Genomic DNA, 22,613 nt, shown 5'->3' with positions numbered 1-22,613 from the left:
CGATGATCCTGTCCTGTCCGTCCTGCGCAAAACGCTTCATGCTCGACGGGCGTCTTCTGGGTGCGGGCCGCAAGGTGAAATGCGGCCAGTGCGGGAATGTCTGGTTCGCCGAACCCAATATGGCGGTCGCCCCGCCACCGCCGCCCTCCCGGCCTGCGGCGGCTCCGGCACCCCGTCCTGCCGCCGCACAGCGGCCGGCAGCGCCGGCGAAGGCACCCCTGGCCGTGGTGGAACGGCCCGGTGCGGGCGGGGCCAGCCCGCCATCGCGACCGGCGGCCCGCAACGCCGTCTCGCCGCCGCCGCCTCCACCGCCGCCCCTACCGCCGGCGGAAGAACCACGCGGCAACCTGTTCGATGATCCGCCGGGCGACGATCTGGCTGGATTCGGGGATTTCGGTGGCGATGCCGGCGGCGGTGGATTCGACACCAAGCGATTCGACAATGACGCCGATGATATGGGTCTGGCCCGGCCCTTCCGGCCCCGTCCCATCCCGAAGGGCAGCAATCTGCCGGCCCTGCCCGGACAGGCAAAGGCTCGCCGCGCCGCCATGATCGCCTGGGCGGCGCTGGTGCTGGTTGTCGGCGGCATCGGGGCCGGGCTGTTCTATGGCAAGGACATGATCATCCAGGCCTGGCCCGCCGCCTTCCCGCTTTATGAAATGGCGGGTCTGGCCGAACTGCCGGGGGCCGGCTTGTCGGAACCGGGCGATCCAAAGACCACCAAGGTGGAAATCCGCGATATCGAAGGCATCAACATGCTGTTCGTGTCGGGGGAAATCGCCAATAAATCCGACAGTCAGCGCGAGGTGCCCGACATCCAGGCCGTGGCGATCGGGGAGGATGGCAAGGAACTCTACGCCTGGCGCATCGTGCCACCCGTGCGCCGCCTGTTCCCCAACCAATCGACCAAGTTCGAGTCGCGCCGCCCCGAAAACCAGGGCACCCAGGCCAAAAGCATCAGCTTCCGCTATGTAGCACCAGAGATGCCGGCGGCACATTAGGGGCAGGATCGCGGCGGGTCGGGATTGCAGACTTCCCGCCCCGTCCCTGCTAAGATGCCCCCATAAACGCCCGTCTTATGCCCACTGCCATTCAAAGCCACCGGCTTTTGCAACCGGATAGGCGCGAACCTGTGAAACACGATCCTGTTTTGTGTTTCACTTGGTTGCTTAGACTGGGAAGACCGGCCTTGCTCGGGGCCGGCGGTGGTCAGCGCCGAAAGGCCTGAACCCTGCAACACGGTCCTGTTTTGTGTTTCACTTGGTTGCGTAGACCCGCATGCCGGTCAGGGCGCGCGGCGGGCCGCCAGCCGCCAATGCTTGGCCTGTGAATAATTGCGGGCCAGGAACTGATAGGTCTTTTTCAGCACCGCTTCGAATGCCTGGCTCTTTTCCGCCGGCACGCCTTCCCAATCCTCCAGCACCTCGTCCCAGGGCAGCATGGTCTGGTGCAGGTCGTCGCGCATTTCGCGGATATAGGTGATGTTCTTGTCGAACTTGGCCAGCATCGACAGGATTTCGCCGGTCTGCGCGTCGACCTGGGCGAATCGCGCTTCCAGATCGGTGATTGGCGGCAGCGACAGGGTCTGCATGCGCACAATCTCTTCCTTCAGGTTGCGTTCGTTCTTGTAGATGCGGTGGGCATCCTCCAGCCCGGTCCGCACCGTGTGCAGCTTGGCCGCCCGTTCACGCAGCGCCTCGATATAGGACAGTTCCTTGGCCAGAGAGTCGATGCGAGTCTCGACCTGCTCCTCGGCATTGCCGGTCAGCGACAGCTTGTTGGCGATCATCTTGAACGCCTCGCGCACGCGGGCCTTGGTGTTGGGGTCCTCCACCACCTGTTCCAGCTGCTCGGGGCTGGACACCACCGTCTCACCCCCCGTCAGCCAGGTCACCATCTGCACCGTCAGGCGGCCCTTGGCGATCAGGAAGTGCCGGTCATCAACGCGCCAGGAGGCGGAACCGTCGATCAGTTCATTGGGGATCGTGTCGCCGGGCCGGATTTCGCGGACATATTTCAGCCCCTTGGCGACCATATCGATCAGCTGCCCGTCAAAGCTTTTCGGATCGATCTTGAATTCGTTGCAGATCTTATCCAGAGCCACCTCGGCCTGGACCTTGCCCAGCATGAAGCGCATCACCGCCTCTTCCGACGATTTCGACCAGACGAACCGGCAGCCATCGACCGTGAACACCTTGTGCTCGAACAAAAAGTGCGTGCTGCGATTCGGGCTGGGCTGGATGCCTTGGCTCATGGGGGGATCGTTTCCGGTCAGACTGCGTAATGACTGTGCAACAGATAGCATGGTCGCGGCCAAGCAGCCGCGCCCAAATCGATCAACGCGCCGAAACCCAGGATTTCCCCTTTCGCGGCCATGCCTTGGCGGGGTAGCTTGGCACGAAATCCTTAATTGCCCTTAATGGATGCCGATGTCGCCTGCCCCCATCGTTTCCGGTCCGGTCCCCGCCGTCGAGGTGGAGGCGCTGCATAAGCGCTTCGGCGACAATGAGGTGCTGAAAGGCGTGTCGCTGAACGCAGCGGAGGGCGAGGTGGTGGCACTGATCGGGTCCTCCGGGTCAGGCAAAAGCACGCTGCTGCGCTGCATCAACCTGCTGGAAATCCCGGATGAGGGCGTGGTGCGCATCGGCGGGGAACAGATCGCCATGAAGCGCGGCCGCCACGGTGCCATGCCCGCCGACGCAAGGCAGGTGGAACGTATCCGGCAGCGCTGCGGCATGGTGTTCCAGAGCTTCAATCTCTGGACCCATATGACGGTGCTGGAAAACATCATCGAAGCGCCCGTCCATGTCCTGAAGCAGCCCAAGGATCAGGCCATCGCCAAGGCAGAGGCGCTGCTGGCCAAGGTGGGCCTGTCGGGCAAGCGCGATGCCTATCCGTCGCAGATGTCGGGCGGACAGCAGCAGCGCGCCGCCATCGCCCGCATGCTGGCCATGGAACCCAAGGTCATGCTGTTCGATGAACCGACCAGCGCCCTTGACCCCGAACTGGTGGGCGAGGTGCTGAAGGTCATCCGCGATCTGGCGATGGAGGGGGCGACGATGCTGATCGTCACCCACGAAATGGCCTTCGCGCGTGAGGTCTCGCACAAGGTCGTGTTCCTGCATCAGGGCCGTATCGAGGAACAGGGGACGCCAGCGGAAGTCTTTGGCAACCCGACGTCGGAACGGTGCCGCCAGTTCCTGTCCCGTGAGGGGCAGCGTTAAATAACAGCAATCCACATGAAGCTATCGAGCCGGGAAACCCGGTCATGTTCCGCGCAATCGGGGGAGTTGAAAGTATGAAAAAGCTGATGGCGACGCTGGCGCTTGCCGGTGTGATGGCGCTTTCGGGCTGCGGCAAGGAAGAGGCCAAGCAGGCTGGCCCCGCTGCGGGCGGTATCCCCAACCCCCTGCGGGTCGCCACGGAAGGCGCCTACCCGCCCTACAACATGGTCGATGCGTCCGGCAATCTGGTCGGGTTCGAAGTCGATATGATGAAGGATATCTGCAAGCGCATGGGGACCGAGTGCAAGTTCCAGGCGCAGGCCTGGGACGGTATGATCCCGGCCCTGCAGGCTGGTCATTTCGACGCCATCGTGGCCGGCATGTCGATCACCGATGAACGCATGGCCGCCGTGGATTTCTCCAGCGGCTACACGACCACCCCGGCCTATCTGGTGTCGGCCAACGCCAACCCCTTGCAGGATGTCGATTACGGGATTGAACGCATCGACCTGACCGAGATCAGCGGCGACGAACAGGCCGCCATCGACAAGATCAAGGGCTTGCTGAAGGGCAAGGTCCTGGGCGTGCAGACCAGCACCATCCACGCCAATTTCGCCGACACCTATCTGGCCGACGTGGTGGAAATCCGCCGCTACGACACGCAGGAGAATCTGGCGCTGGACCTGCAGACGGGCCGGGTGGAGATCGGGCTGGCCGACGCCATCACCTGGAACGCTTTCCTGCAGCGCCCCGAAGGCAAGGATTTCAGCTATTTCGGCCCCGGCTTCGATGGCGGCCTGTTCGGGCGCGGTCAGGGCATCGCCATTGCCAAGAACCGCCCGGAACTGCTGGCCGCGCTGAACAAGGCGATTGCCGAGATGAAGGCCGACGGCACCATGAAGAACATGTCGGTGCAGTGGTTCGGCTTTGACAGCTCCATGCCGTAATTTCTGGAACGGACGCAAAGAAGATGACGATCAAGGTTGAAGTCGGCGAAGGCGAACTGATCGACAAGATCACGATCCTGGAGGTCAAGCTGGCCCGGATCAGCGATCCCGCCAAGCTGAAGAATGTCCGGCACGAATATGAGGTGCTGGAGGCCACGGCCAAGGCGGAGATCCCGCCATCGGCCGATCTGGACGCGCTGCGGGCGGAACTGAAGGCCATCAACGAGGAACTGTGGGTCATCGAGGATGATATCCGCATCTGTGAGAAGCGGAGTGATTTCGGCGATGAATTCATCCGTCTGGCCCGCGCCGTCTATTTCACCAATGACCGCCGGGCCACGGTAAAGCGCCGGATCAACGATCTGCTGGGCGCCAGCATCGTTGAGGAAAAATCATATTGCTGATGCCGGACGCCCACCTGGGCGTCAAAGGCCGGGAGTGTCGGAATGGCGCTTGAACTGAAGCAGCCCATCGTCATCAATTGGGGGGTGACGGAGGCGCACGGCTGGGGACTGGTCGGCCTGCATACGGCCCTCTACCTGCTTGATAACGGGCATGTGCCGATCCTGTTGCTGGAACCGCGCCTGGTGACCTTGCAGCCGGAGAATCTGGCGCGCCTGCAGCCCTGTGTGGTGCTGTCGGAGAAGGTTCGGGCACTGGTGGCGCAACAGACGACGCCACGCGTTCGCATGTCGGGACACACAGCGCTGCTGGCGCTCAGCCGGGATATGACGCCGTCGCTGGAAGACACCATCGTCACCGGCGACCGCAATATCGGCGTGCTGCCGGGCGAGGGGGCGGTGCTGGATGCCGCCGCCGTACAGCGCGGCAATGGCTATGACCGGATCATCAGCCATTCCACCTATATGGTGCAGCTGTTGAAACAGGCGGGCGTGCGTGATGCACGTCTCGCCTTGCAGGGTGTCGACCCCACCGATCTGCATCCCGGCCCCCGCACAGGCCGGTTTGGCGACCGGTTCGTGGTGTTTTCCGGCGGTAAGCTTGAATACCGCAAGGGCCAGGACATCGTCTTGCAGGCCTTCCGCATCTTTCATCAGCGGCACCCCGACGCGCTGTTGGTGACGCTCTGGAACAATCTGTGGCCGCAGCTGGCCATGGACATGGCCGAGAGCAAGCTGGCCCCATCCCCGCCGGTCATCGCAGGCGAGGCGATTGATCTGGAGCGCTGGTGCGTTGAGAACGGGCTGGTGCCGGGTTCGTTCTTCAACATCCCGTTCCTGCCCCGGGCACAGCTGGCGCCGCTGATGTGGGAATGCGATCTTGCGGTCTTCCCCAACCGCTGCGAGGCCGGGACCAATTTGGTGGCAATGGAGGCCATGGCCTGCGGGCTGCCCGTCGTGCTGTCGGTCAATACCGGACATCTTGATCTGATCGCACCCGGCCGCTGCTACATGCTGGCCGATCAGAAGCCGGTACCCAATACTACGGGCGGCCGCATGCTTTGGGGCGAATCCTCGGTGGAGGAGCTGGTGGCCCGGATGGAAGAGGCCTATCAGGACCGGGACGAGGCGAAGCGGCGGGGCGCTGCCGGATCGGACTTCATCCTGACCCATCGCACCTGGCGGAAATTCGCCGAGAATTTCATTGCCGCCGTGGAAGAATGAGCCAAGTGACCAGCCGCAACGGATGCCGCCATGCTTGACCTGTTACGTTTCGGCAGTGACGGATGGGGAGACGAGATCGCGCGGGGGGCCGGCATGACCCTGGCGGTCGCCATCCTGGCCTATCTGATCGGTATCCTGGCCGGGTCGGGCGTGGCCGCTGCCAAGCTGTCGGGCCCCGCACCCCTGCGCTGGCTGGCCGCCACCTATACGACCATCGTGCGCGGCGTTCCGGCCCTGCTGGTCATCTGGCTGCTGTTCTTCGGCGGGTCGGGCCTGATCAGCTGGGTAGCGGGCCTGTTCGGCTATGGCGGGCGGGTAGACCTGTCCGCCTTTGCGGTGGGTGTGGCCGCCGTCGGCATCGTCTCGGCCGCCTATGCGGCAGAGGTGATCCGGGGTGCCGTCAGGGCTGTGCCGAAGGGACAGCTGGAAGCGGCCCGCGCGCTGGGCATGGGCCGGTTCCTGATCCTGCGCCGTATCCTGGTGCCGCAGGCCCTGCGCTATGCCCTGCCGGGCCTGGGCAATGTCTGGCAGATGACCTTGAAAGATACGACCCTCGTCTCCGTGGTGTCGCTGGCCGAACTGATGCGTCAGGCCTATCTGGGCATGCAGTCCACGCGTCAGCCCTTCCTGTTCTATGTCACGGCGGCCATTCTCTACATGATCATGACCACCTGTTCGGAGGCCCTGTTCCGCGCCCTTTCGCGGCGGGCCGAACGCGGCGTGCGCCGCGCCGTGACGAACTGAGGGGCGGGGCCATGAATATCGACATGATCCTGTCTTCCCTGCCTTCCCTGCTCGCCGGCGCCTGGGTGACGGTACAGTTGGTGGTGCTGTCACTGTCGCTGGGCTTCGTCCTGGCCCTGTTCGTGGCGTTCGGGCGGCTGTCGTCGAACCGGGTCGTATCGGGCCTGACGGGGGTTTACGTCTTCCTGTTCCGCTCCACCCCGCTGCTGGTGCAGATTTTCCTGATCTATTACGGGCTGGGGCAGTTTGCGGGCATCCGGGAAAGTTTTCTGTGGCCCGTCCTGCGCGAGGCCTATTGGTGCGCCATCATCGCGCTGACCCTCAACACCGCCGCCTATACGGGCGAGATCATGCGCGGCGGCATCCAGGCCGTTCCCTTCGGGCAGATCGAGGCGGCCCGCGCGCTGGGCATGTCCCGCCCGCTGCTCTACCGCCGCATCGTGCTGCCGCAGGCCCTGCGCACCATCCTGCCCGCCTATGGCAATGAAATGATCCAGATGGTGCAGGCGACCTCGCTGGCCAGCGCCATCACCCTGATCGAACTGACGGGTGCGGCCCGGACCATCGCGTCGCGCAGCTTCCAGCCGGTGGAGATGTTCATCATCGCCGGGGCCATCTATCTGGCCATGAACTTCATCATCGCCCAGGGCGTGCGCTGGGCGGAGCGGAAGAGTGCGGCGGCCGGCTGATCCCCCACGGACGCCAAAACAAAACACCCCGCCGAATCGCTTCGGCGGGGTATTCCATTTCAGCCCTGGGGCTTGAACAATCACTCGGCGATCGAGCGGCCGTTCTTCATGCCACGGCCCGTCGTGCGCTCGGCGATACGAGCGGACTTGCCGGTCAGGCCACGCAGGTAATACAGCTTGGCGCGACGGACCTGACCCTTGCGGACCAGTTCGATGCTGTCAACGCGCGGGCTGAACAGCGGGAACACGCGCTCCACGCCTTCGCCGTAGGAAATCTTGCGGACGGTGAAGCTGGAATTGATGCCGGCATTCTTGCGGGCGATCACAACGCCTTCATAGGCCTGGATACGCTCACGCGTGCCTTCGGTGACCTTCACGTTCACCTTCACGGTGTCGCCGGGGGAGAAGGTGGGGATCTTCTTGCCTTCGGACAGCTTGGCGACCTGCTCGGCTTCCAGCTTCTGCAGAATGTTCATGGTACTCATCCTTCGTGACTGCCACCGTTCCCGTCCGGGGTAAGGGTGGTTTTGGTTGGCTCGGCCGATGCCCGACGGGCTCGGCGTTTCTTCACCTTTGGGGCCGGGCGGTTCGCCAGGTAGTCGGACCACAGGTCGGGCCGTCGGGCCTCTGTGATCTTTTCCGCCTGTTCGAGCCGCCAAGCCCGGACCTTCTCATGGTGACCGGACAAAAGGATCTCCGGCACCGCACGGCCATTCCAGACGGGTGGCCGCGTATAATGGGGGTACTCCAGCAACCCCCGTTCAAAACTCTCTTCCCCCGCCGTCTCGACATTGCCCATGACACCCGGCAACAGCCGGACCACGGCGTCGATCAGACAGAGGGCCGCCGGCTCGCCACCGGACAGCACGAAATCGCCCAGGGAGACCTCCTCCAGGCGATGTTCCTCGATCACCCGTTCGTCGATCCCCTCGTACCGCCCGCACAGCAATGTCAGGGTCCCTTCGCTGGCGATTTCTCTTACCAGCGCCTGGTCCAACACGCGTCCACGCGGTGAAAGGTAGACGATCCGCCCTGGTTTCAGTCCGGCTGCCTCCTGCCTGGCCTTTGCTTCACGGATGGCTGCATCGAGCACATCCGGGCGCATGACCATGCCGGGGCCGCCGCCGAACGGGGTATCGTCCACGGAGCGGTGCTTATCGCGCGTGAACGAACGGATGTCCAGCTTTTCCAGCGTCCATGTGCCCTTTTCCAGCGCTTTTCCCGCGAGGCTGAGCCCCAGCGGTCCCGGAAACATCTCCGGGAACAGGGTCAGCACGGTCACATGCCAGAAAGGGACATTGGACTCGGGCATAAGGGTCAACGGCTTGTCGCCGTCTCCTCGCCCTCGGACGGTTCGTCCGCAGACGCCCCATCCGCTGGTTCATCATCATCCAGCGTCAGCTTACCGCCCATTTCCGCCAGCTCTTCCGGGTCCGGGCGGGCCGGGGTGAAGAGGTTGACGGGCGGATCGACGACGATACGTCCCGCCTTGACGTTCACAACGGGCACGACGGCGCGGGAAAACGGGATGAATACCGTCTTGCCCGACACATGCACCAGTTCCAGAACGTCGCCGGCGCCGAAATCATGGATGGCCTTGATGGTGCCAAAGGCGGCGTCGCCTTCAGGCCCTTCAGTGATGGTTTCCATGCCGATCAGATCGGCGTGGTAGAACTCATCCTCATCCTCCAGACCCGGCAGCCGGTCGCGCGGCACGAACAGCTTGACGCCCTTCAGTGCATCGGCGGCATCGCGGCCCTTCACGCCCACGGCCTCGACCAGGAAATGGTCCTTGCCCATCCCGGTCATGCGGAGCGTGAAGCTGCGGGCGCCGGCTTCATCGGTCAGCGGGTTGTAGTCGAACACGGCCTCGGGATCGGCGGTGAAGCTCTTCACCCGCAGGCGGCCGTGAACCCCGTGCGATCCGATGATCTGGGCCACGCAAATGCGGTCGGTCATCAAGCTGCTCTCTCAAATACAAACGCCCCTCTCCCCACAACGGGAGAGGGGCGGACAGTCACTTACTCCGCCGCAGCGGCCTTGGCGGCCAGCTTGGCGCGTTCCTGGGCCTTAGCCTTCGGAGCGGACTTCTTCGGGCTTTCGATGATGGCCGGGGCCTCGATCAGGTTGGCCTTGCCCAGGAACTTGGCGACGCGGTCGGTCGGCTGCGCGCCCTTGGACAGCCAGCCCTTGATGGCTTCTTCGTTCAGGGTGACGCGGGCCGGGTTATCGTTCGGCAGCATCGGGTTGTAGGTACCGACCTTCTGAATGAAGGCGCCATCGCGCGGGGCGCGGCTGTCGGCAACAACGATGGAATAGAACGGACGCTTCTTCGAGCCACCACGGGCCAGACGGATCTTAACGGACATGTTGATCTTCCTTGCTTACAAAAGGTGAAACGATCTGGGTTGAGAGATAATCGCCACGGGATCAGATCAGCCCCGGCGGCGATGTTCCTTATGGCGGGTCATGTTTCATCCCCGCCATTCGCTGCCGCCCATTCGGACGCCAGGATTCCGTAAAGACAATTATCGACCAGTTCACCGCTCAGGCGGACATAGCCCTGCCGGCGGATGCCTTCGCGCACGAAGCCGTTGGCTTCCAGCACGCGGGCCGAGGCGTGGTTGCGCGGGTCGATCTCCGCCTCCACCCGGTTCTTTCTCAGAACCGTGAAGGCGTAGCGCAGCATGGCGGCGGTCGCGGCCTTTGCCAGACCCTTGCCGCGCGCGGCGGGCGTCAGGATATAGCCCAGGTTCACCTGCGCCGGCGTTTCCTTCAGCAACAGGGCCCAACCCAGGCATTGCCCGCCATCGGTGGTGATGGCCCAATGCCAGCCGGCCCGCGCACCCGACGCCATGGACAGCATCTTGTCCCGCGTCTGTTCGATATCGTCATAGGCTGGATGCGGCATGTAACGCATGCTGTCAGCATCGCCATAGGCGGCATGCATGGCGTCGCCGTCGCTGGCCTTCAGCGGGCGCAACACAGCCGGACCATGACGCAGCGTGGGAAGCGGGGCGGGCGGGTTCTCCCGCCGTTTATGCCAGTCCGACGACAGAATGCCGAAGATGGCGGTATCCAGATAGGTGTCGGCATAAACGAAATCCTGACGCTGCGTGCCTTCCCATGTGAAACCCAAGCGCAGGAGCAACCCTGCGGAACGGTGGTTGCGCGGGTCGATATTGGCGGCGACACGGTGCAGACCCCAGGCGCCGAACGCATGGTTCAGGGCGCCGGCCACCGCTTCCTCGCCATAACCCTTGCCGCGCGCGACCGGCGACAGGATATAGCCGATCCAGCCAATGCCATCGCGCACGCCAAACAGCGTGACCCAGCCCAGGCAGTCGCGGCCATCGGTCGTGACCGCCCAGGTACGGACCGTATCATCCTCCACCAGCGCCTTTTCCATCGACGCCTTCGTCTCCTCGATGGAGGTGACAGGCGGATGCGACCAGTAGCGCATGGTCTCCGCATCGCTGAGGATCGCGTGCATGGCGTCGGTATCAGCCCAGGAAAGCGGGCGCAGCACCAGACGCGGCGTCAGCAGCGTGGCGTGTTCAGGGGCCGTGGGGTTGCATACCTTATTGGTCATGCCCGGTTCTTCCGTCGGGTCAGAGACAGGAACCGGTCGCGCGGCTCCCCGGTCCAGCCATTGACGCCGTGGTTAGGCAGCCAGACGGCATGGAAATAGAAGACGAAGGCGGTCGACGCCGCCAGAAAGCCCAACGCCCAGCCGCGCCCGGCCACGGCCGACAGCGCCACGGTCAGGGAGACAAAGCCGATCAGCCCGGCCAGACGGCGCATGGCCGGCCCGTCGCGGTGGACGCCTGCGAACAGCGTACTGTTCGCCCCATGCAGCAGGGCCGCCAGCGTGGCGTCGAACCACAGGCTGTCCAGCGAGAGGCGCTGCATCAGGGTTTCGGCGGTGACGGACATCAACGCATGCCCTTCGGCATCAGCGCGCCAAGACCCTGCCGCAGCAGGCCCTTCTGGCCCATTTTCTTCATCTTCTTCATCATTTCCGACATGTCCTGATACTGCTTGATCAGGCGGTTCACGTCGGCAACGGTCACACCCGCGCCCATGGCGATACGGCGGCGGCGCGATGCGTTCAGGATGTCGGGCTTCTTACGCTCTTTCTTGGTCATCGACAGGATGATGGCTTCCTGGCGGTCGAGGATCTTCTCGTCGATATTGGCGTTTTTCAGCTGTTCCTTGATCTTCCCCATGCCGGGAAGCAGGTTCATCATCCCGCCCATGCCACCCAGTTTGCGGATCTGCCGCATCTGGGACAGCATGTCTTCCAGGTCAAAGCCGCCCTTTTCCAGCTTTTTGGCCAGCTTCTCGGCTTCTTCCTTGTCGATGCTTTCGGCGGCCTTTTCCACCAGACTGACCACATCGCCCATGCCCAAGATGCGGCCGGCGATACGGTCGGGGTGGAACGGCTCCAGCGCGTCGGTCTTCTCCCCCATACCCATCAGCTTGATGGGCTTGCCCGTGACATGGCGCATGGACAGGGCGGCACCGCCGCGCGCATCGCCGTCGATACGGGTCATGACAATGCCGGTGATGCCGACGCGGTCATTGAAATTAGTGGCGACGGTGACGGCGTCCTGACCAGTCATCGCATCGACAACCAGCAGGCTTTCCGCGGGCTTGGCGACGTCACGGATCGCCACGACCTCCGCCATCAACTCCTCGTCGATGGCCAGACGGCCGGCGGTGTCCAGGATGACGACGTCGAAACCTTCCAGGCGGCCCACTTCCATGGCGCGCCGGGCGATCTCTACCGGCTGCTGGCCGGCGATGATGGGAAGGCTGGCCACACCCGTCTGTTCGCCCAGGATGCGCAACTGTTCTTGCGCGGCGGGGCGGCGGGTATCCAGGGATGCCAGCAGCACCTTCTTCTTGTCGCGGTTCTTCAGGCGGACGGCGATCTTGGCCGAGGTGGTGGTCTTGCCCGAGCCTTGCAGACCCAGCATCAGGATGGGAACCGGCGGCACTGCCTCCAGTTTCAGATCCTCCACCTGGGAGCCCAGCAGTTCCACCAGATGATCATGGACGATCTTGATGACCATCTGGCCGGGATTGATGCCGCGCAGCACTTCCGTGCCCACGGCCTTTTCCTTGACCCCGGTAACGAAGGCCTTCACGGCGGGCAGGGCGACGTCGGCTTCCAGCAGGGCGATGCGCACTTCACGCAGCGCCGCATTGACGTCATCCTCCGACAACGCCCCGCGCTTGCGCAGGCGGTCGAAAATATCGCCAAGCCGTCCCGTCAGTCCGTCGAACATCCGTTGCCTTCCATCCCGGCGCTTTGGAAATCCCCGTTTCTCACCTTCACGGATGGGAGATGCCCAAACGCAAAAGCGCCAGTGCGCGACACTCGCGGACCGGCGGGGCACCTCGGTGCCGAATTTCTACCCAATGCAGGGTGGGTGGTTGATACAGCCGCACGGCGTGGGAGTCAATGCGGCGGTCCGGGATAAAGGGTTCCGGCATCCGCATGCCACGCAAAGATGCGGCCATGATGGATCGATACCCACTTCCGTAACAGTCATCCTGTCCGACTATACGAAATCTTTCCTTTCCTCTTCTTAATGCTAGGGTGATCCTTGTGGATCGTCAGCTTGCTTTGAGTATCCCGTAATAATGGGGTGGGGACATGGGCGGCGAGATCGGGCGGGGCCCGGACCGGTCGCGGATCAGTGTTGCGGAATTGCAGGGCGTGATGGGCCGGCATCAGGCCTTTCTGCGCCGTCAGGCCGGCGGTGCTCGTGCCAATCTTAAGCTGCGCGACCTGTCGCACATGGATATGTCGGGTTTCGACCTGTCGGATGCCGACCTGTCGGGTGCCAAGCTGTTCGGCGCGCGGCTGGAAGGGGCCAACCTGTCGGGTGCCACGCTCTATGCCGCCGACCTGCGCCTGGCCAATATGGAAGGGGCGGATCTGCGTAAGGCCGACCTGCGTGGTGCCTGCCTGCGCGGCGCTGTTCTGACCGAGGCGATCCTGTCCGACAGCGACCTGCGCGACGGCACCATCATGCATGTGCGCAAGAATGGCGACATCGCTGCGCATGAGTTTGAGGCAGTGTCAGTGAACACCGAATTGTCAGTCGCCACCATCCGGGCGGCCGACCTGTCGCGGGCCAAAATCTCCAACGCGTTTGTCATGCAGACCGACCTGACGGACGCCATCCTGCGCGGGACCAAGTTCGTGCGCGCCAACCTGTCCAACTCCAACTTCACGGGCTGCGACCTGACGGGCGCCGACCTGCGGGAGGCGAACCTGTCCGGGGCCAGACTATCAGGCGCCAATCTAACGGGCGCAGAACTGAACGCGACCCGGTTCCTGGGTGCTGACCTGATCGGCGTCATCATGGATGAGGTGACGCGCCGGGCCGCCAATCTGGATGGGGCGATCCTGTCGCGCGAACTGTCCAGCGATGGGCGGTCGCTGGAGCAGATCCTGGCCGATCACCGTATCTGGGTGGACAGCCAGGGGCGCGAGGGCATCCGGGCTGACCTGTCGGGGGTGGACCTGTCGGGACGCGATCTGTCGGGACAGACCCTGTCGGCGGCCCTGCTGCACCGAACCATGCTGCGCGGGGCCGACCTGTCGGGTGCCACCCTGGCCATGGCCGACCTGTCGCTGGCTGACCTGCGCGATGCCGACCTGTCCGCCGCGGACATGCGCGGTGCCAGCCTGGAGCGCGCCACCTGTTCCGGGGCCGTCCTGGTGCGCGCCGATCTGGGGCCTGTGCAGATCCAAAGCAATGCTGCGCGTTTGTGGCCTACCAACCTGAACCGCGTGCGTTTCGACGGGGCCGACCTGGGGGGCGCCATCCTTCGCAGGGCAAAGGCGACGCAGGCAGTCTTTACCCGCGCCACTCTGATCCGTACCGACATGACAGGGGCGGAACTGATCAGCGCCGATCTGTCGGGTGCCATCTGCACCCAACTGGCGCTGGAAGGGGCCAACACGACCGATCTGCGCCACGCTGGGGCGAAGGACCTGATCCTGCCGGAACTGGACGATCTATAATATATAAGGTGCGATACGGCGTGACCGGCCGCCGCCTGTCCTGTTCCTGCCGCGCTGCCGCATATGGGCCTTGCGTCAGGCGCTGGCCTGCCACCCTGCACCCACGACCCTTGTCGGCTTGCCCGAACAGGCGTTTCACGCTAATCACGCCGCCCAGGGTCATCCCGCACTGCAGCTAAGGAAAGGTGCAGCCGGATGTTCCAAACGTAATCTTGTTTCCTGACCCGAACCAATCGAAGGGAAATTCCCATGGCACGCAAGAAGATCGCGCTGATCGGCGCCGGCCAGATCGGTGGCACGCTGGCCCTGCTGGCCGGCCAGAAGGAGCTGGGTGATATCATCCTGCTCGACATCCCCGATTTCGCGGGCGTTGCCAAGGGCAAGGCGCTGGACATCGCCGAACTGTCGCCGGTCGCCGGTTTCGATGCCGGTTACTCGGGCACCTCAGATTATGCCGACATTGCCGGTGCCGACGTGGTGATCATCACCGCCGGCGTGCCGCGCAAGCCGGGCATGAGCCGTGACGATCTGGTCGGCATCAACGCCAAGGTCATCAAGGCCGTGGCCGCCGGCGTTAAGGAACACGCCCCGAACGCCTTCGTCATCGTCATCACCAACCCGCTGGACGCCATGGTCGGCCTGTTCCAGGAAGTGTCGGGCCTGCCCGCCGAAAAGGTGGTTGGCATGGCCGGCGTTCTGGACAGCGCCCGCTTCCGCTGGTTCCTGGCCGAAGAGTTCGGCGTGTCGGTCGAAGACGTCACGGCCTTCGTGCTGGGCGGCCATGGCGACACGATGGTCCCGTCGGTCCGTTACTCCACCGTCGCCGGCATCCCGCTGCCCGATCTGGTGAAGATGGGCTGGACCACGCAGGAGAAGCTGGACAAGATCGTGCAGCGCACCCGCGATGGCGGCGCCGAAATCGTCGGCCTGCTGAAGACCGGTTCCGCCTTCTACGCCCCGGCCGCCTCCGCCATTGCCATGGCCGAAAGCTTCCTGCGCGACAAGAAGCGCGTGCTGCCGGTTGCCGCCAAGCTGACCGGTCAGTATGGCGTCGACGGTCTCTATATCGGCGTGCCGACCATCATCGGTTCCAAGGGCGTGGAAAAGATCATTGAGATCGATCTGTCCGCCGATGAGAAGGCCAATTTCGACAAGTCGGTTGATGCCGTTAAGGTTCTGGTCGAAGTGACCAAGAAGGTTTCGGCCGAAGGCTGATCCCTAGCTTCATCAGAAGATGCTGGTTTCCAGCTTCACTGGCAACAAACCCCGCCTGATCACCCAGGCGGGGTTTTTTGTGGCCGCCCGCAACAGGGAACCGGTCATTTCATGTCCGGTTCATAGAGCTCACGGGCAATTTCATAAAATACGATACAAATATCCATAAAGAAACTGCATGCCTAAACGGTCTATCTTTGCTTCCACTGCAAAACTGATCTGCATCAGGGCACAGCGAAAGTATAGGATTGGGTCGTTTTTTTAACCATTCGGTTACGGGTCATCCGTATAGTCCGCTCAATCGAACGGACGCCGCGAGTAAAAACACGCTGAACGCGCTGTGATCGTGGTGATCCCATGAAGTGTCTAGTTAATTGGGTGGCGTTGCCAAGTCATTGGGACAAGGTTACGTCACAAAATCAGCAAAGACATGCAGGCAACAGTGGAGCACTCCGTTACGGGTGCGATTTCTGTTGACCGCATGACGCCTTTGCTGGCAGGTCCCCGCCCTCTTTGCACCTATAAACACGCCATCGTAAGGAATTGGACACCCCATGAAGACCGCCCTGCTGTTCGCCTCTGCCCTGCTGTCCCTGACCGCTACCTCCGCCTTCGCCGCTGGTTGCGAACAGGGCACCCCCCCGGCCCTGGTTGATGGCGCGACCGCTTCCCAGGAGCAGATGGCCGACGCCATGAAGGCGGTTAAGGCTTATATCGTGTCGACCGAAGAATATCAGGCCTGCCTGGAAGCCGCCGGCAAGGGGGGCAAGATGGACATGGAAGCGTACAACAAGTCCGCCGCCCGCATGGAAGCGCTGGCCGCTGACTTTAACAAGCAGCTGAAGACCTTCAAGGCCCGCAACGGCTGATTTAGGTTCCTGCGGCCGCCCTTTCTCCGTGGGGCAGGCCTTTGTGAGAACCCGTGCCGGTTGATCCGGCACGGGTTTTCCATTTCAGGTGTCCCGGCATTGGTGCATGCATTTACCATCCTGTTCTGACGCAGCTGTAATTGACGGGCAGACGTGAAGATTTTATCCTTCACAACAAGTTTAGGGAGACAAGGGCGCAATTGCCCAATAATTAGTCAGTTGGGGATAACTTGGCACCCAATAGAACCTGGATAACGGGCCGCGGTTGGTGCGCGAGCGTCGACGGCGATTCCGATATCTAAAATTTTATTGTTCTTTGGGGTGTTCAACGATGAAAAAAGCAATCCTGTCTACCGCCCTCGCCATGATTCTGTTTACCGGTGCCGCCCAGGCTGCCTGCGAACAGGGCGATCCACCTACCCTGCCCGATGGTGCCACCGCAACAGAGGCGCAGATGGCCGACGCTGTGAAGTCGGTGAAGGCCTACATCGCCGCAACGGAAGAGTATCAGGCCTGCCTGACCGCCGAGGGCAAGCGCGGCAAGATGGATATCGAAAGCTACAACAAGTCGACCGAGCGCATGGAGAAACTGGCCGCCAACTTCAATAAGCAGTTGAAGGCCTTCAAGGGCCGGGGCGGCTGATCCACACAGTTGATTCACACATATGTGGCACCGGCTGGTCACAGACCGGCCGGTGATGCATTTTATCTGTCGATTGGCGACGTAGTGGTCCCGTGGCCGTTACATGGCACCCTTGCACCTGACGCTCGCTTATAACGCATCCGCAGCAGGCTCTTGTTGCGCTGCAAGGGTTTGCGCCATTTCCTGTTGTCTGCCCGTCTGCGGACCTGTGCAAAATTCCGCATATTAAGGGGCAGGGAGGGGGACCTTTGGATGGTTGATCCCGGTTCCCATAGTGCTAAAGTGCCGCCCGCGTGGGGACGACCCCCTGTGCGCGGCCGGGCGGATCCCCGCTCTGCCGGTCCGTCTCCCATCCAGAGCAAGACGGCTGACCGATGAATATCCATGAGTACCAGGCCAAGAGCCTGCTGAAGAAATACGGCGTCGCGGTGCCCCGCGGCGGTGTCGCCTACACGCCGGACGAAGCCGCCAAGGTCGCTGCCGAGCTGGGTGGCCCCGTCTGGGTGGTGAAGTCGCAGATCCATGCCGGTGGCCGTGGTGCCGGTCGTTTCAAGAACGACCCAAACGGCAAGGGCGGCGTCCGCGTCGTCAAGAGCGTGGATGATGTGAAGGCCAATGCCGCCGCCATGCTTAACCAGGTGCTGGTCACCAAGCAGACCGGCCCGGACGGCAAGGAAGTTGGCCGCCTCTATATCGAGGAAGGTGCCGACATCAAGCGCGAGCTGTATCTGTCGATGCTGCTGGACCGTGGCACCTCGCGTGTCACCATCGTCGCCTCGACCGAGGGCGGGATGGAGATTGAGGAAGTGGCCCACAGCCACCCGGAAAAGATCACCAAGGTCGCCATCGACCCGGTTGAAGGCCTGCAGGGCTATCACGCCCGCAAGGTCGCCTTCGCCCTGGGCCTGGAAGGCAAGCAGGTGGGTGCCGCCGCCAAGTTCATGACCGCCATGTACAAGGCGTTCATCGACCTGGATATGAGCATGGTTGAGATCAACCCGCTGGTTGTGACCGGTGCGGGTGATGTCATCGCTCTCGATGCCAAGGTGAATTTCGACGACAACGCGCTCTACCGTCATGCCGAGGTGGAAGAGCTGCGCGACCCGACCGAAGAAGAAGCGTCGGAGACGGAAGCCACCAAGCACGGCCTGAACTATGTGAAGCTGGATGGCAACATCGGCTGCATGGTCAACGGTGCCGGCCTGGCCATGGCCACCATGGACATCATCAAGCTGTATGGCGGCGAACCGGCCAACTTCCTGGACGTGGGCGGTGGTGCCACCAAGGAACGCGTGACGATCGCCTTTAAGCTGATCCTGTCCGACCCGAATGTCGAAGGCATCCTGGTCAACATTTTCGGCGGCATCATGCGCTGTGACGTCATCGCGGAGGGCGTTGTCGCCGCCGCGCGTGAAGTCTCGCTGCATGTTCCACTGGTTGTCCGTCTGGAAGGCACCAACGTCGACCTGGGCAAGAAGATCCTGGCCGAATCCGGCCTGCCGATCCTGTCCGCCGACAATCTGGCCGACGCTGCTGAAAAGATCGTCAAGGCCGTGAAGGAGGCCGCGTAACATGGCCGTTCTCGTCAATAAAGACACCAAGGTCATCTGCCAGGGCTTCACCGGCGCGCAGGGGACCTTCCATTCCGAACAGGCCATCGCCTATGGCACCAAGATGGTTGGCGGTGTGACCCCCGGTAAGGGCGGCTCCAAGCATCTCGACCTGCCGGTGTTCGACACCGTGTCGGACGCGGTGCTGAAGACCGGCGCCAATGCCTCGGTCATCTATGTGCCGCCGCCGTTCGCGGCCGACGCCATCCTGGAAGCCATCGATGCCGAACTGCCGCTGGTGGTCTGCATCACCGAAGGCATCCCGGTGCTGGACATGGTCCGCGTCAAGCGCGCGCTTGCCAACAGCAAGACCCGCCTGATCGGTCCGAACTGCCCCGGCGTCATCACCCCGGACGAGTGCAAGATCGGCATCATGCCGGGCCACATCCACAAGCGTGGCAAGATCGGCATCGTGTCCCGTTCCGGCACCCTGACCTATGAAGCGGTGGCGCAGACCACGGCCGCCGGCCTGGGTCAGACCACCTGCATCGGTATCGGCGGCGATCCGGTCAACGGCACGAACTTCGTGGACGCGCTGGAAATGTTCGCCCGCGATCCGGAAACCGAAGGCATCATCATGATCGGCGAGATCGGTGGTGACGCGGAGGTGAACGGTGCCGAGTATATCAAGGCTTCGGGCCTGAAGAAGCCGGTCGTCGGCTTCATCGCCGGCCGCACGGCTCCTCCGGGTCGCCGCATGGGCCACGCTGGTGCCGTGATCTCCGGCGGTAACGATACCGCCGAGTTCAAGGTGGAAGCGATGCGCGCCGCCGGTATCCATGTCTCCGAAAGCCCGGCTAGCCTGGGTTCGACCATGGTGAAGGCGCTGGGCTGATCTATCGGCCCTTTGTGCTAAGTAAAGAAAACCCCCGCTGGAGCGATCCGGCGGGGGTTTTTCTCTTGGTGGGGTTGTTATGCGAGCCAGGACGGTGCCTACTTTTCCGGCCCTTCTGCCGCGCGCGACAAGGGGTGTCCGGCCAGTTCGCTCTCGGTCAGGCGGGCCGAGGCAGCGTAAAGGCGGGCAATCATCTCCCCCTTTTCCAGGGCGGTCAGGGGGCGACCACGATCCCGCTCCTCCCGCTCTACGCGGCTGATCATCGCTGCCAGCAGATATGCATCCACCGTGGCCTCTGGTTCCGGCTTAGGATGGGGCGAAGGCGCGGCGGGACCGCCGGTAGTTGGCAGGGGGATCATGGCAGCGTTCGCCGTTACGGTGTCAGGGGAAACCAGCAGCATTTCCCCGTCACCAGTCAGCAGCCAGTTCAGATTTACGCCACGATGTGCCAGTTCCAGCAACCATTCCACCTTGGGCGGACCATTCTCGCCCTCATAGGCGCTGTAGGTAGAACTGGGCAGGCCAAGATGGGCCGCCATATCCGACCGGCGGGCAAAGCCAAGACGGTGGCGCAGCAGACGCAGCCGCGCGGCGATACTGTTGGTCATAACCGCTCCCCGGCCCTGCGCCTGACAAGGCGATCGTTGACAGATATTGGTTCAGCAACCGAAAGGTGCGCACGTGAAATTCCATGCTGATGGCCATGGGCTTCGCGCATGCTGGTATATGCATTCCGGATTTCCAACACTCCACTCATCAGCGCGGCGGGAAACACGCTTAAGAGCAACGGATTGTCGTTGAATTCCCGTTTTTCGATGCGTAAACTCGTTTTCAAGAGGCAAACCCTTTTCGGGACGAAAGAAAGCACCAGAAAACTAAGTAAGAAAACCGTATTTTCGCCAATTCAGTCATTGCCCATTGGTGATACGATACGTGAATGACAGAAGGGGCGGCAATACACTCCCGGTGCAGACGACCAGCGTTTTCCTGTTTTCTGTTGTGAAACTGCGAACTATGCGACGCGATTGCCGGGCAACGTCTCCATCACAGGAAAGCAGTTGATGGTGACTGACTTTGCACCCATTTGTCAAAGTCGGTTGTGCTTGCGCTTAACATTTCAAAGCCAGGCATATGACTAGAAGCGACAAGACACACTTAACTCTCTCGCTTTAATTGCAATGCCATAGGCAACCTTCCGTTATCTGTAAATGCGCCAAACCAGCCATGGGTGGGATAAACGGAGGAAGGCGACGTCTCTGCTGACAACATCGTCAGGCACAGTAGAGGTAGAGGAAAACTCTTATGTTTCCGTTACCAGGACGCGATTTCGCGGGTGCGCATACCTATTCTTTCACATAGGTACGTTCTACATGCGTGCAAGCGGCGAGATGCCGGATCATTTATTCGCACCCAACCCCAAGACACCCTTATCATCGGTAGGGGGCCTGATTGAGTGCCGCATGCGGTCGCTCTCAGAGAGCGGATGGCAGGCCGGTGGCGCCGTGAATGATGGGGCGGCACGGTCGTTTAGCGACCGACGCGCGCCACCACTGATTCGTCCAACGCGTCATTGGACGGGGACGGACGAGGGGCGGAACCGCGCGCCACATGGCTCCCCGGAAAGTGGAAACGGAAGACCGTGCCGTGGCCCAGCTTGCTGTCCACCGACACAACGGCACCGTGAAGTTCCGCCAGCGCCCGCGCGATGGACAGACCAAGGCCGGTGCCGTTCTGGTGATCCTGCACGCGTCCGACTTGTTCGAACGGTCGCCATATCCGTTCCAGATCGCCTTCGGGAATGCCCACGCCGGTATCAGCGACAGCCAGTACCAGCCGCCCGTCATGTCGATCCAACTCCGCGATAAGGCGGATATCGCCACCATGCGGGGTGAATTTCACGGCATTGCCGACAATGTTCAGCAGCAATTGCCGCAAGGCCCGTTCATCCGCCAGTAGCAACAGCGGCTCACCCGGCGGCAAATCCACCTCGATGGAGAGGTTCTTATCGCGCGACAGGCCGCGGGCAATACGCTGAATCTGCCGCAACTCACCTTCCAGCGGAATCCAGCAGGGCTCAAGGGTCAGGCGCCCCGCCTCAATCTTCGACAGATGCAGCATGTCGTTGATCACAGCCAGCAGGTGATTGGCCGCGACCATGATGTCACCGGCATATTCCGCATGACGCGGGTCAGGCGGCACACCGTCCCGGTCACCGCTGGCGATCATGCCGGCAAAGCCCAGGATGGCATTCAGGGGCGTGCGTAGTTCATGGCTCATGGTCGCGATAAAGGCGGACTTGGTCCGCGACGCTTCCTCCGCCGCCAGCCGCGCCGCCTCCGCCGCTGCTGCCTTGGCCTGGGCCGTCACATCCACGACCGTGGCCTGGATGGCATGCTGCCCATCCCAGACGATGCGTCGGGCCAGGACATCGACATGAATCAGGGAGCCATCGCGGCAGATATTGGGGGTGGAGCGGATGATCGGCAGCTTGCCGCCCGCCAGTAGGATGGACCAGGCTCGATTCGCCTGATCGCGGCCCGGTTCCGGGATGATGCGGTCCAACTCCATCGAAAGCACGTCCAGCACAGACGGGTAACCCAGCATCTGCGCATAGGCCGTGTTGCAGAACAGGATGCGCTTGCCCGAATGGACCACGATGCCCTGTACCGATCCTTCGACCATGTCGCGCAACCGCTGCTCATTGGCGCGCAAGGCCTGTTCAATATCCCGCGCTTCCGTCACGTCGCGGGCTTCCACCATCAGGCGGATGGCGCCATCGGCACCAGGATCAATGGGGGTGACGGACAGGTCGAAAACCAGGGGCGCTCCGGTCTCCGGCCCTGTGGCCGCGTCAAACCGGATAGTGGCCCCCCGGCCCGCCGCCTGCACTGCCGAAATCAGCCGCTCACGCACACCCGGGGAACCGCGCCACCAGGGTGTGTCCCACAGGGGCAGGCCCAGCACCTGTTCCGCCGGAAGATCGCCGACGCGCAGGGCCGCCCGGTTGGCCGCCCGCACGGTCCCGTCACCGTCCAGCAGCACCAGCACCTGCGAGGTGCTGGTGAAGTAAGAGAGGAACAGACGATCCGCCCCGGCCGCCCCCAGGGCGGGCAAATCAAGCGCGGTCGAATCCAACGCGACCATCAGGCAACCCCATACGATGCCTG

23 protein-coding genes are annotated in these 22,613 nt (G+C 62.7%); 13 read left to right on the top strand and 10 right to left on the bottom strand.

From position 1 onward, the window contains the following. The first annotated feature begins 2 nt into the window (after window positions 1-2). Complete coding sequence (locus ABC729_RS15730; RefSeq protein WP_495608483.1) at window positions 3-1,001, top strand: zinc-ribbon domain-containing protein; 999 nt, start codon at window positions 3-5, stop codon at window positions 999-1,001. 284 nt (window positions 1,002-1,285) lie between these two features. Here the strand turns inward: ABC729_RS15730 and ABC729_RS15725 are convergent, their stop codons facing one another. Then, complete coding sequence (locus ABC729_RS15725) at window positions 1,286-2,254, bottom strand: hypothetical protein (protein WP_495608482.1); 969 nt, start codon at window positions 2,252-2,254, stop codon at window positions 1,286-1,288. Window positions 2,255-2,423: 169 nt separating this feature from the next. Between ABC729_RS15725 and ABC729_RS15720 the strand changes: the two genes are divergently transcribed. From ABC729_RS15720 to ABC729_RS15695, 6 genes are all read left to right on the top strand, one after another. After that, window positions 2,424-3,224, top strand: a complete 801-nt coding sequence (locus tag ABC729_RS15720) for an ABC transporter ATP-binding protein (protein WP_495608481.1) — start codon at window positions 2,424-2,426, stop codon at window positions 3,222-3,224. A 74-nt stretch (window positions 3,225-3,298) separates the two neighbouring features. After that, window positions 3,299-4,171, top strand: coding sequence for a transporter substrate-binding domain-containing protein (locus ABC729_RS15715; protein ID WP_495608480.1), 873 nt, complete (start codon window positions 3,299-3,301; stop codon window positions 4,169-4,171). A gap of 23 nt (window positions 4,172-4,194) precedes the next feature. After that, complete coding sequence (locus ABC729_RS15710) at window positions 4,195-4,575, top strand: DUF6165 family protein (protein WP_495608479.1); 381 nt, start codon at window positions 4,195-4,197, stop codon at window positions 4,573-4,575. Window positions 4,576-4,617: 42 nt separating this feature from the next. Next, the gene (locus tag ABC729_RS15705) at window positions 4,618-5,796 is read left to right on the top strand and encodes a glycosyltransferase family 4 protein (RefSeq protein ID WP_495608478.1); all 1,179 of its coding nucleotides are present in this window, start codon (window positions 4,618-4,620) and stop codon (window positions 5,794-5,796) included. Window positions 5,797-5,826: 30 nt separating this feature from the next. Continuing rightward, a complete protein-coding gene (locus ABC729_RS15700; protein ID WP_495608477.1) occupies window positions 5,827-6,540 on the top strand; it encodes an ABC transporter permease in 714 nt (237 codons plus the stop codon). Window positions 6,541-6,551: 11 nt separating this feature from the next. Beyond that, window positions 6,552-7,229, top strand: a complete 678-nt coding sequence (locus ABC729_RS15695) for an ABC transporter permease (protein ID WP_495608476.1) — start codon at window positions 6,552-6,554, stop codon at window positions 7,227-7,229. Window positions 7,230-7,309: 80 nt separating this feature from the next. Here the strand turns inward: ABC729_RS15695 and rplS are convergent, their stop codons facing one another. The 7 genes from rplS to ffh all read right to left on the bottom strand — a co-directional run bounded on the left by rplS (window position 7,310) and on the right by ffh (window position 12,523). Then, window positions 7,310-7,705 (bottom strand): 50S ribosomal protein L19, encoded by a 396-nt coding sequence (rplS, locus tag ABC729_RS15690; protein WP_495608475.1) that lies wholly within the window; start codon window positions 7,703-7,705, stop codon window positions 7,310-7,312. Window positions 7,706-7,710: 5 nt separating this feature from the next. Next, window positions 7,711-8,541, bottom strand: a complete 831-nt coding sequence (trmD, locus tag ABC729_RS15685) for a tRNA (guanosine(37)-N1)-methyltransferase TrmD (RefSeq protein WP_495608474.1) — start codon at window positions 8,539-8,541, stop codon at window positions 7,711-7,713. Between the two features lie 5 nt (window positions 8,542-8,546). Then, window positions 8,547-9,188 (bottom strand): ribosome maturation factor RimM, encoded by a 642-nt coding sequence (gene rimM, locus ABC729_RS15680; RefSeq protein WP_495608473.1) that lies wholly within the window; start codon window positions 9,186-9,188, stop codon window positions 8,547-8,549. Window positions 9,189-9,250: 62 nt separating this feature from the next. After that, window positions 9,251-9,598 (bottom strand): 30S ribosomal protein S16, encoded by a 348-nt coding sequence (rpsP, locus tag ABC729_RS15675; RefSeq protein ID WP_495608472.1) that lies wholly within the window; start codon window positions 9,596-9,598, stop codon window positions 9,251-9,253. A 98-nt stretch (window positions 9,599-9,696) separates the two neighbouring features. Beyond that, complete coding sequence (locus tag ABC729_RS15670; RefSeq protein WP_495608471.1) at window positions 9,697-10,821, bottom strand: GNAT family N-acetyltransferase; 1,125 nt, start codon at window positions 10,819-10,821, stop codon at window positions 9,697-9,699. Beyond that, window positions 10,818-11,165 carry a hypothetical protein gene (locus tag ABC729_RS15665; RefSeq protein ID WP_495608470.1) on the bottom strand — a complete coding sequence of 116 codons (348 nt, stop codon included), beginning with the start codon at window positions 11,163-11,165 and terminating at the stop codon, window positions 10,818-10,820. Before ABC729_RS15665 ends, ABC729_RS15670 begins: the two co-directional genes overlap by 4 nt. Beyond that, window positions 11,165-12,523, bottom strand: coding sequence for a signal recognition particle protein (gene ffh / locus ABC729_RS15660; RefSeq protein ID WP_495608469.1), 1,359 nt, complete (start codon window positions 12,521-12,523; stop codon window positions 11,165-11,167). The genes ABC729_RS15665 and ffh overlap by 1 nt, the downstream gene beginning before the upstream one ends. A 371-nt stretch (window positions 12,524-12,894) precedes the next feature. Between ffh and ABC729_RS15655 the strand changes: the two genes are divergently transcribed. The 6 genes from ABC729_RS15655 to sucD all read left to right on the top strand — a co-directional run bounded on the left by ABC729_RS15655 (window position 12,895) and on the right by sucD (window position 19,446). Further along, window positions 12,895-14,274, top strand: coding sequence for a pentapeptide repeat-containing protein (locus tag ABC729_RS15655; protein WP_495608468.1), 1,380 nt, complete (start codon window positions 12,895-12,897; stop codon window positions 14,272-14,274). A 249-nt stretch (window positions 14,275-14,523) separates the two neighbouring features. Next, a complete protein-coding gene (gene mdh, locus ABC729_RS15650; RefSeq protein ID WP_495608467.1) occupies window positions 14,524-15,489 on the top strand; it encodes a malate dehydrogenase in 966 nt (321 codons plus the stop codon). 554 nt (window positions 15,490-16,043) lie between these two features. Beyond that, a complete protein-coding gene (locus tag ABC729_RS15645; protein ID WP_495608466.1) occupies window positions 16,044-16,358 on the top strand; it encodes a hypothetical protein in 315 nt (104 codons plus the stop codon). Window positions 16,359-16,689: 331 nt separating this feature from the next. Beyond that, entirely contained in the window at window positions 16,690-17,001 is a 312-nt protein-coding gene (locus ABC729_RS15640) for a hypothetical protein (protein WP_495608465.1), read from the top strand. 374 nt (window positions 17,002-17,375) lie between these two features. Beyond that, window positions 17,376-18,572 (top strand): ADP-forming succinate--CoA ligase subunit beta, encoded by a 1,197-nt coding sequence (gene sucC / locus ABC729_RS15635; RefSeq protein WP_495608464.1) that lies wholly within the window; start codon window positions 17,376-17,378, stop codon window positions 18,570-18,572. A 1-nt stretch (window position 18,573) separates the two neighbouring features. Further along, the gene (gene sucD, locus ABC729_RS15630; protein WP_054170526.1) at window positions 18,574-19,446 is read left to right on the top strand and encodes a succinate--CoA ligase subunit alpha; all 873 of its coding nucleotides are present in this window, start codon (window positions 18,574-18,576) and stop codon (window positions 19,444-19,446) included. Between the two features lie 98 nt (window positions 19,447-19,544). Here the strand turns inward: sucD and ABC729_RS15625 are convergent, their stop codons facing one another. Then, the gene (locus ABC729_RS15625; RefSeq protein WP_495608463.1) at window positions 19,545-20,054 is read right to left on the bottom strand and encodes a helix-turn-helix domain-containing protein; all 510 of its coding nucleotides are present in this window, start codon (window positions 20,052-20,054) and stop codon (window positions 19,545-19,547) included. A gap of 919 nt (window positions 20,055-20,973) precedes the next feature. Continuing rightward, window positions 20,974-22,590: a PAS domain-containing sensor histidine kinase gene (locus tag ABC729_RS15620; protein WP_495608462.1), complete on the bottom strand. Its 1,617-nt coding sequence runs from the start codon at window positions 22,588-22,590 to the stop codon at window positions 20,974-20,976. Window positions 22,591-22,613: the final 23 nt, after the last annotated feature.

This window comes from Niveispirillum sp. CC-CTL257, from assembly GCF_059489915.1.
This window is presented reverse-complemented; position numbering and strand designations above follow the sequence as displayed.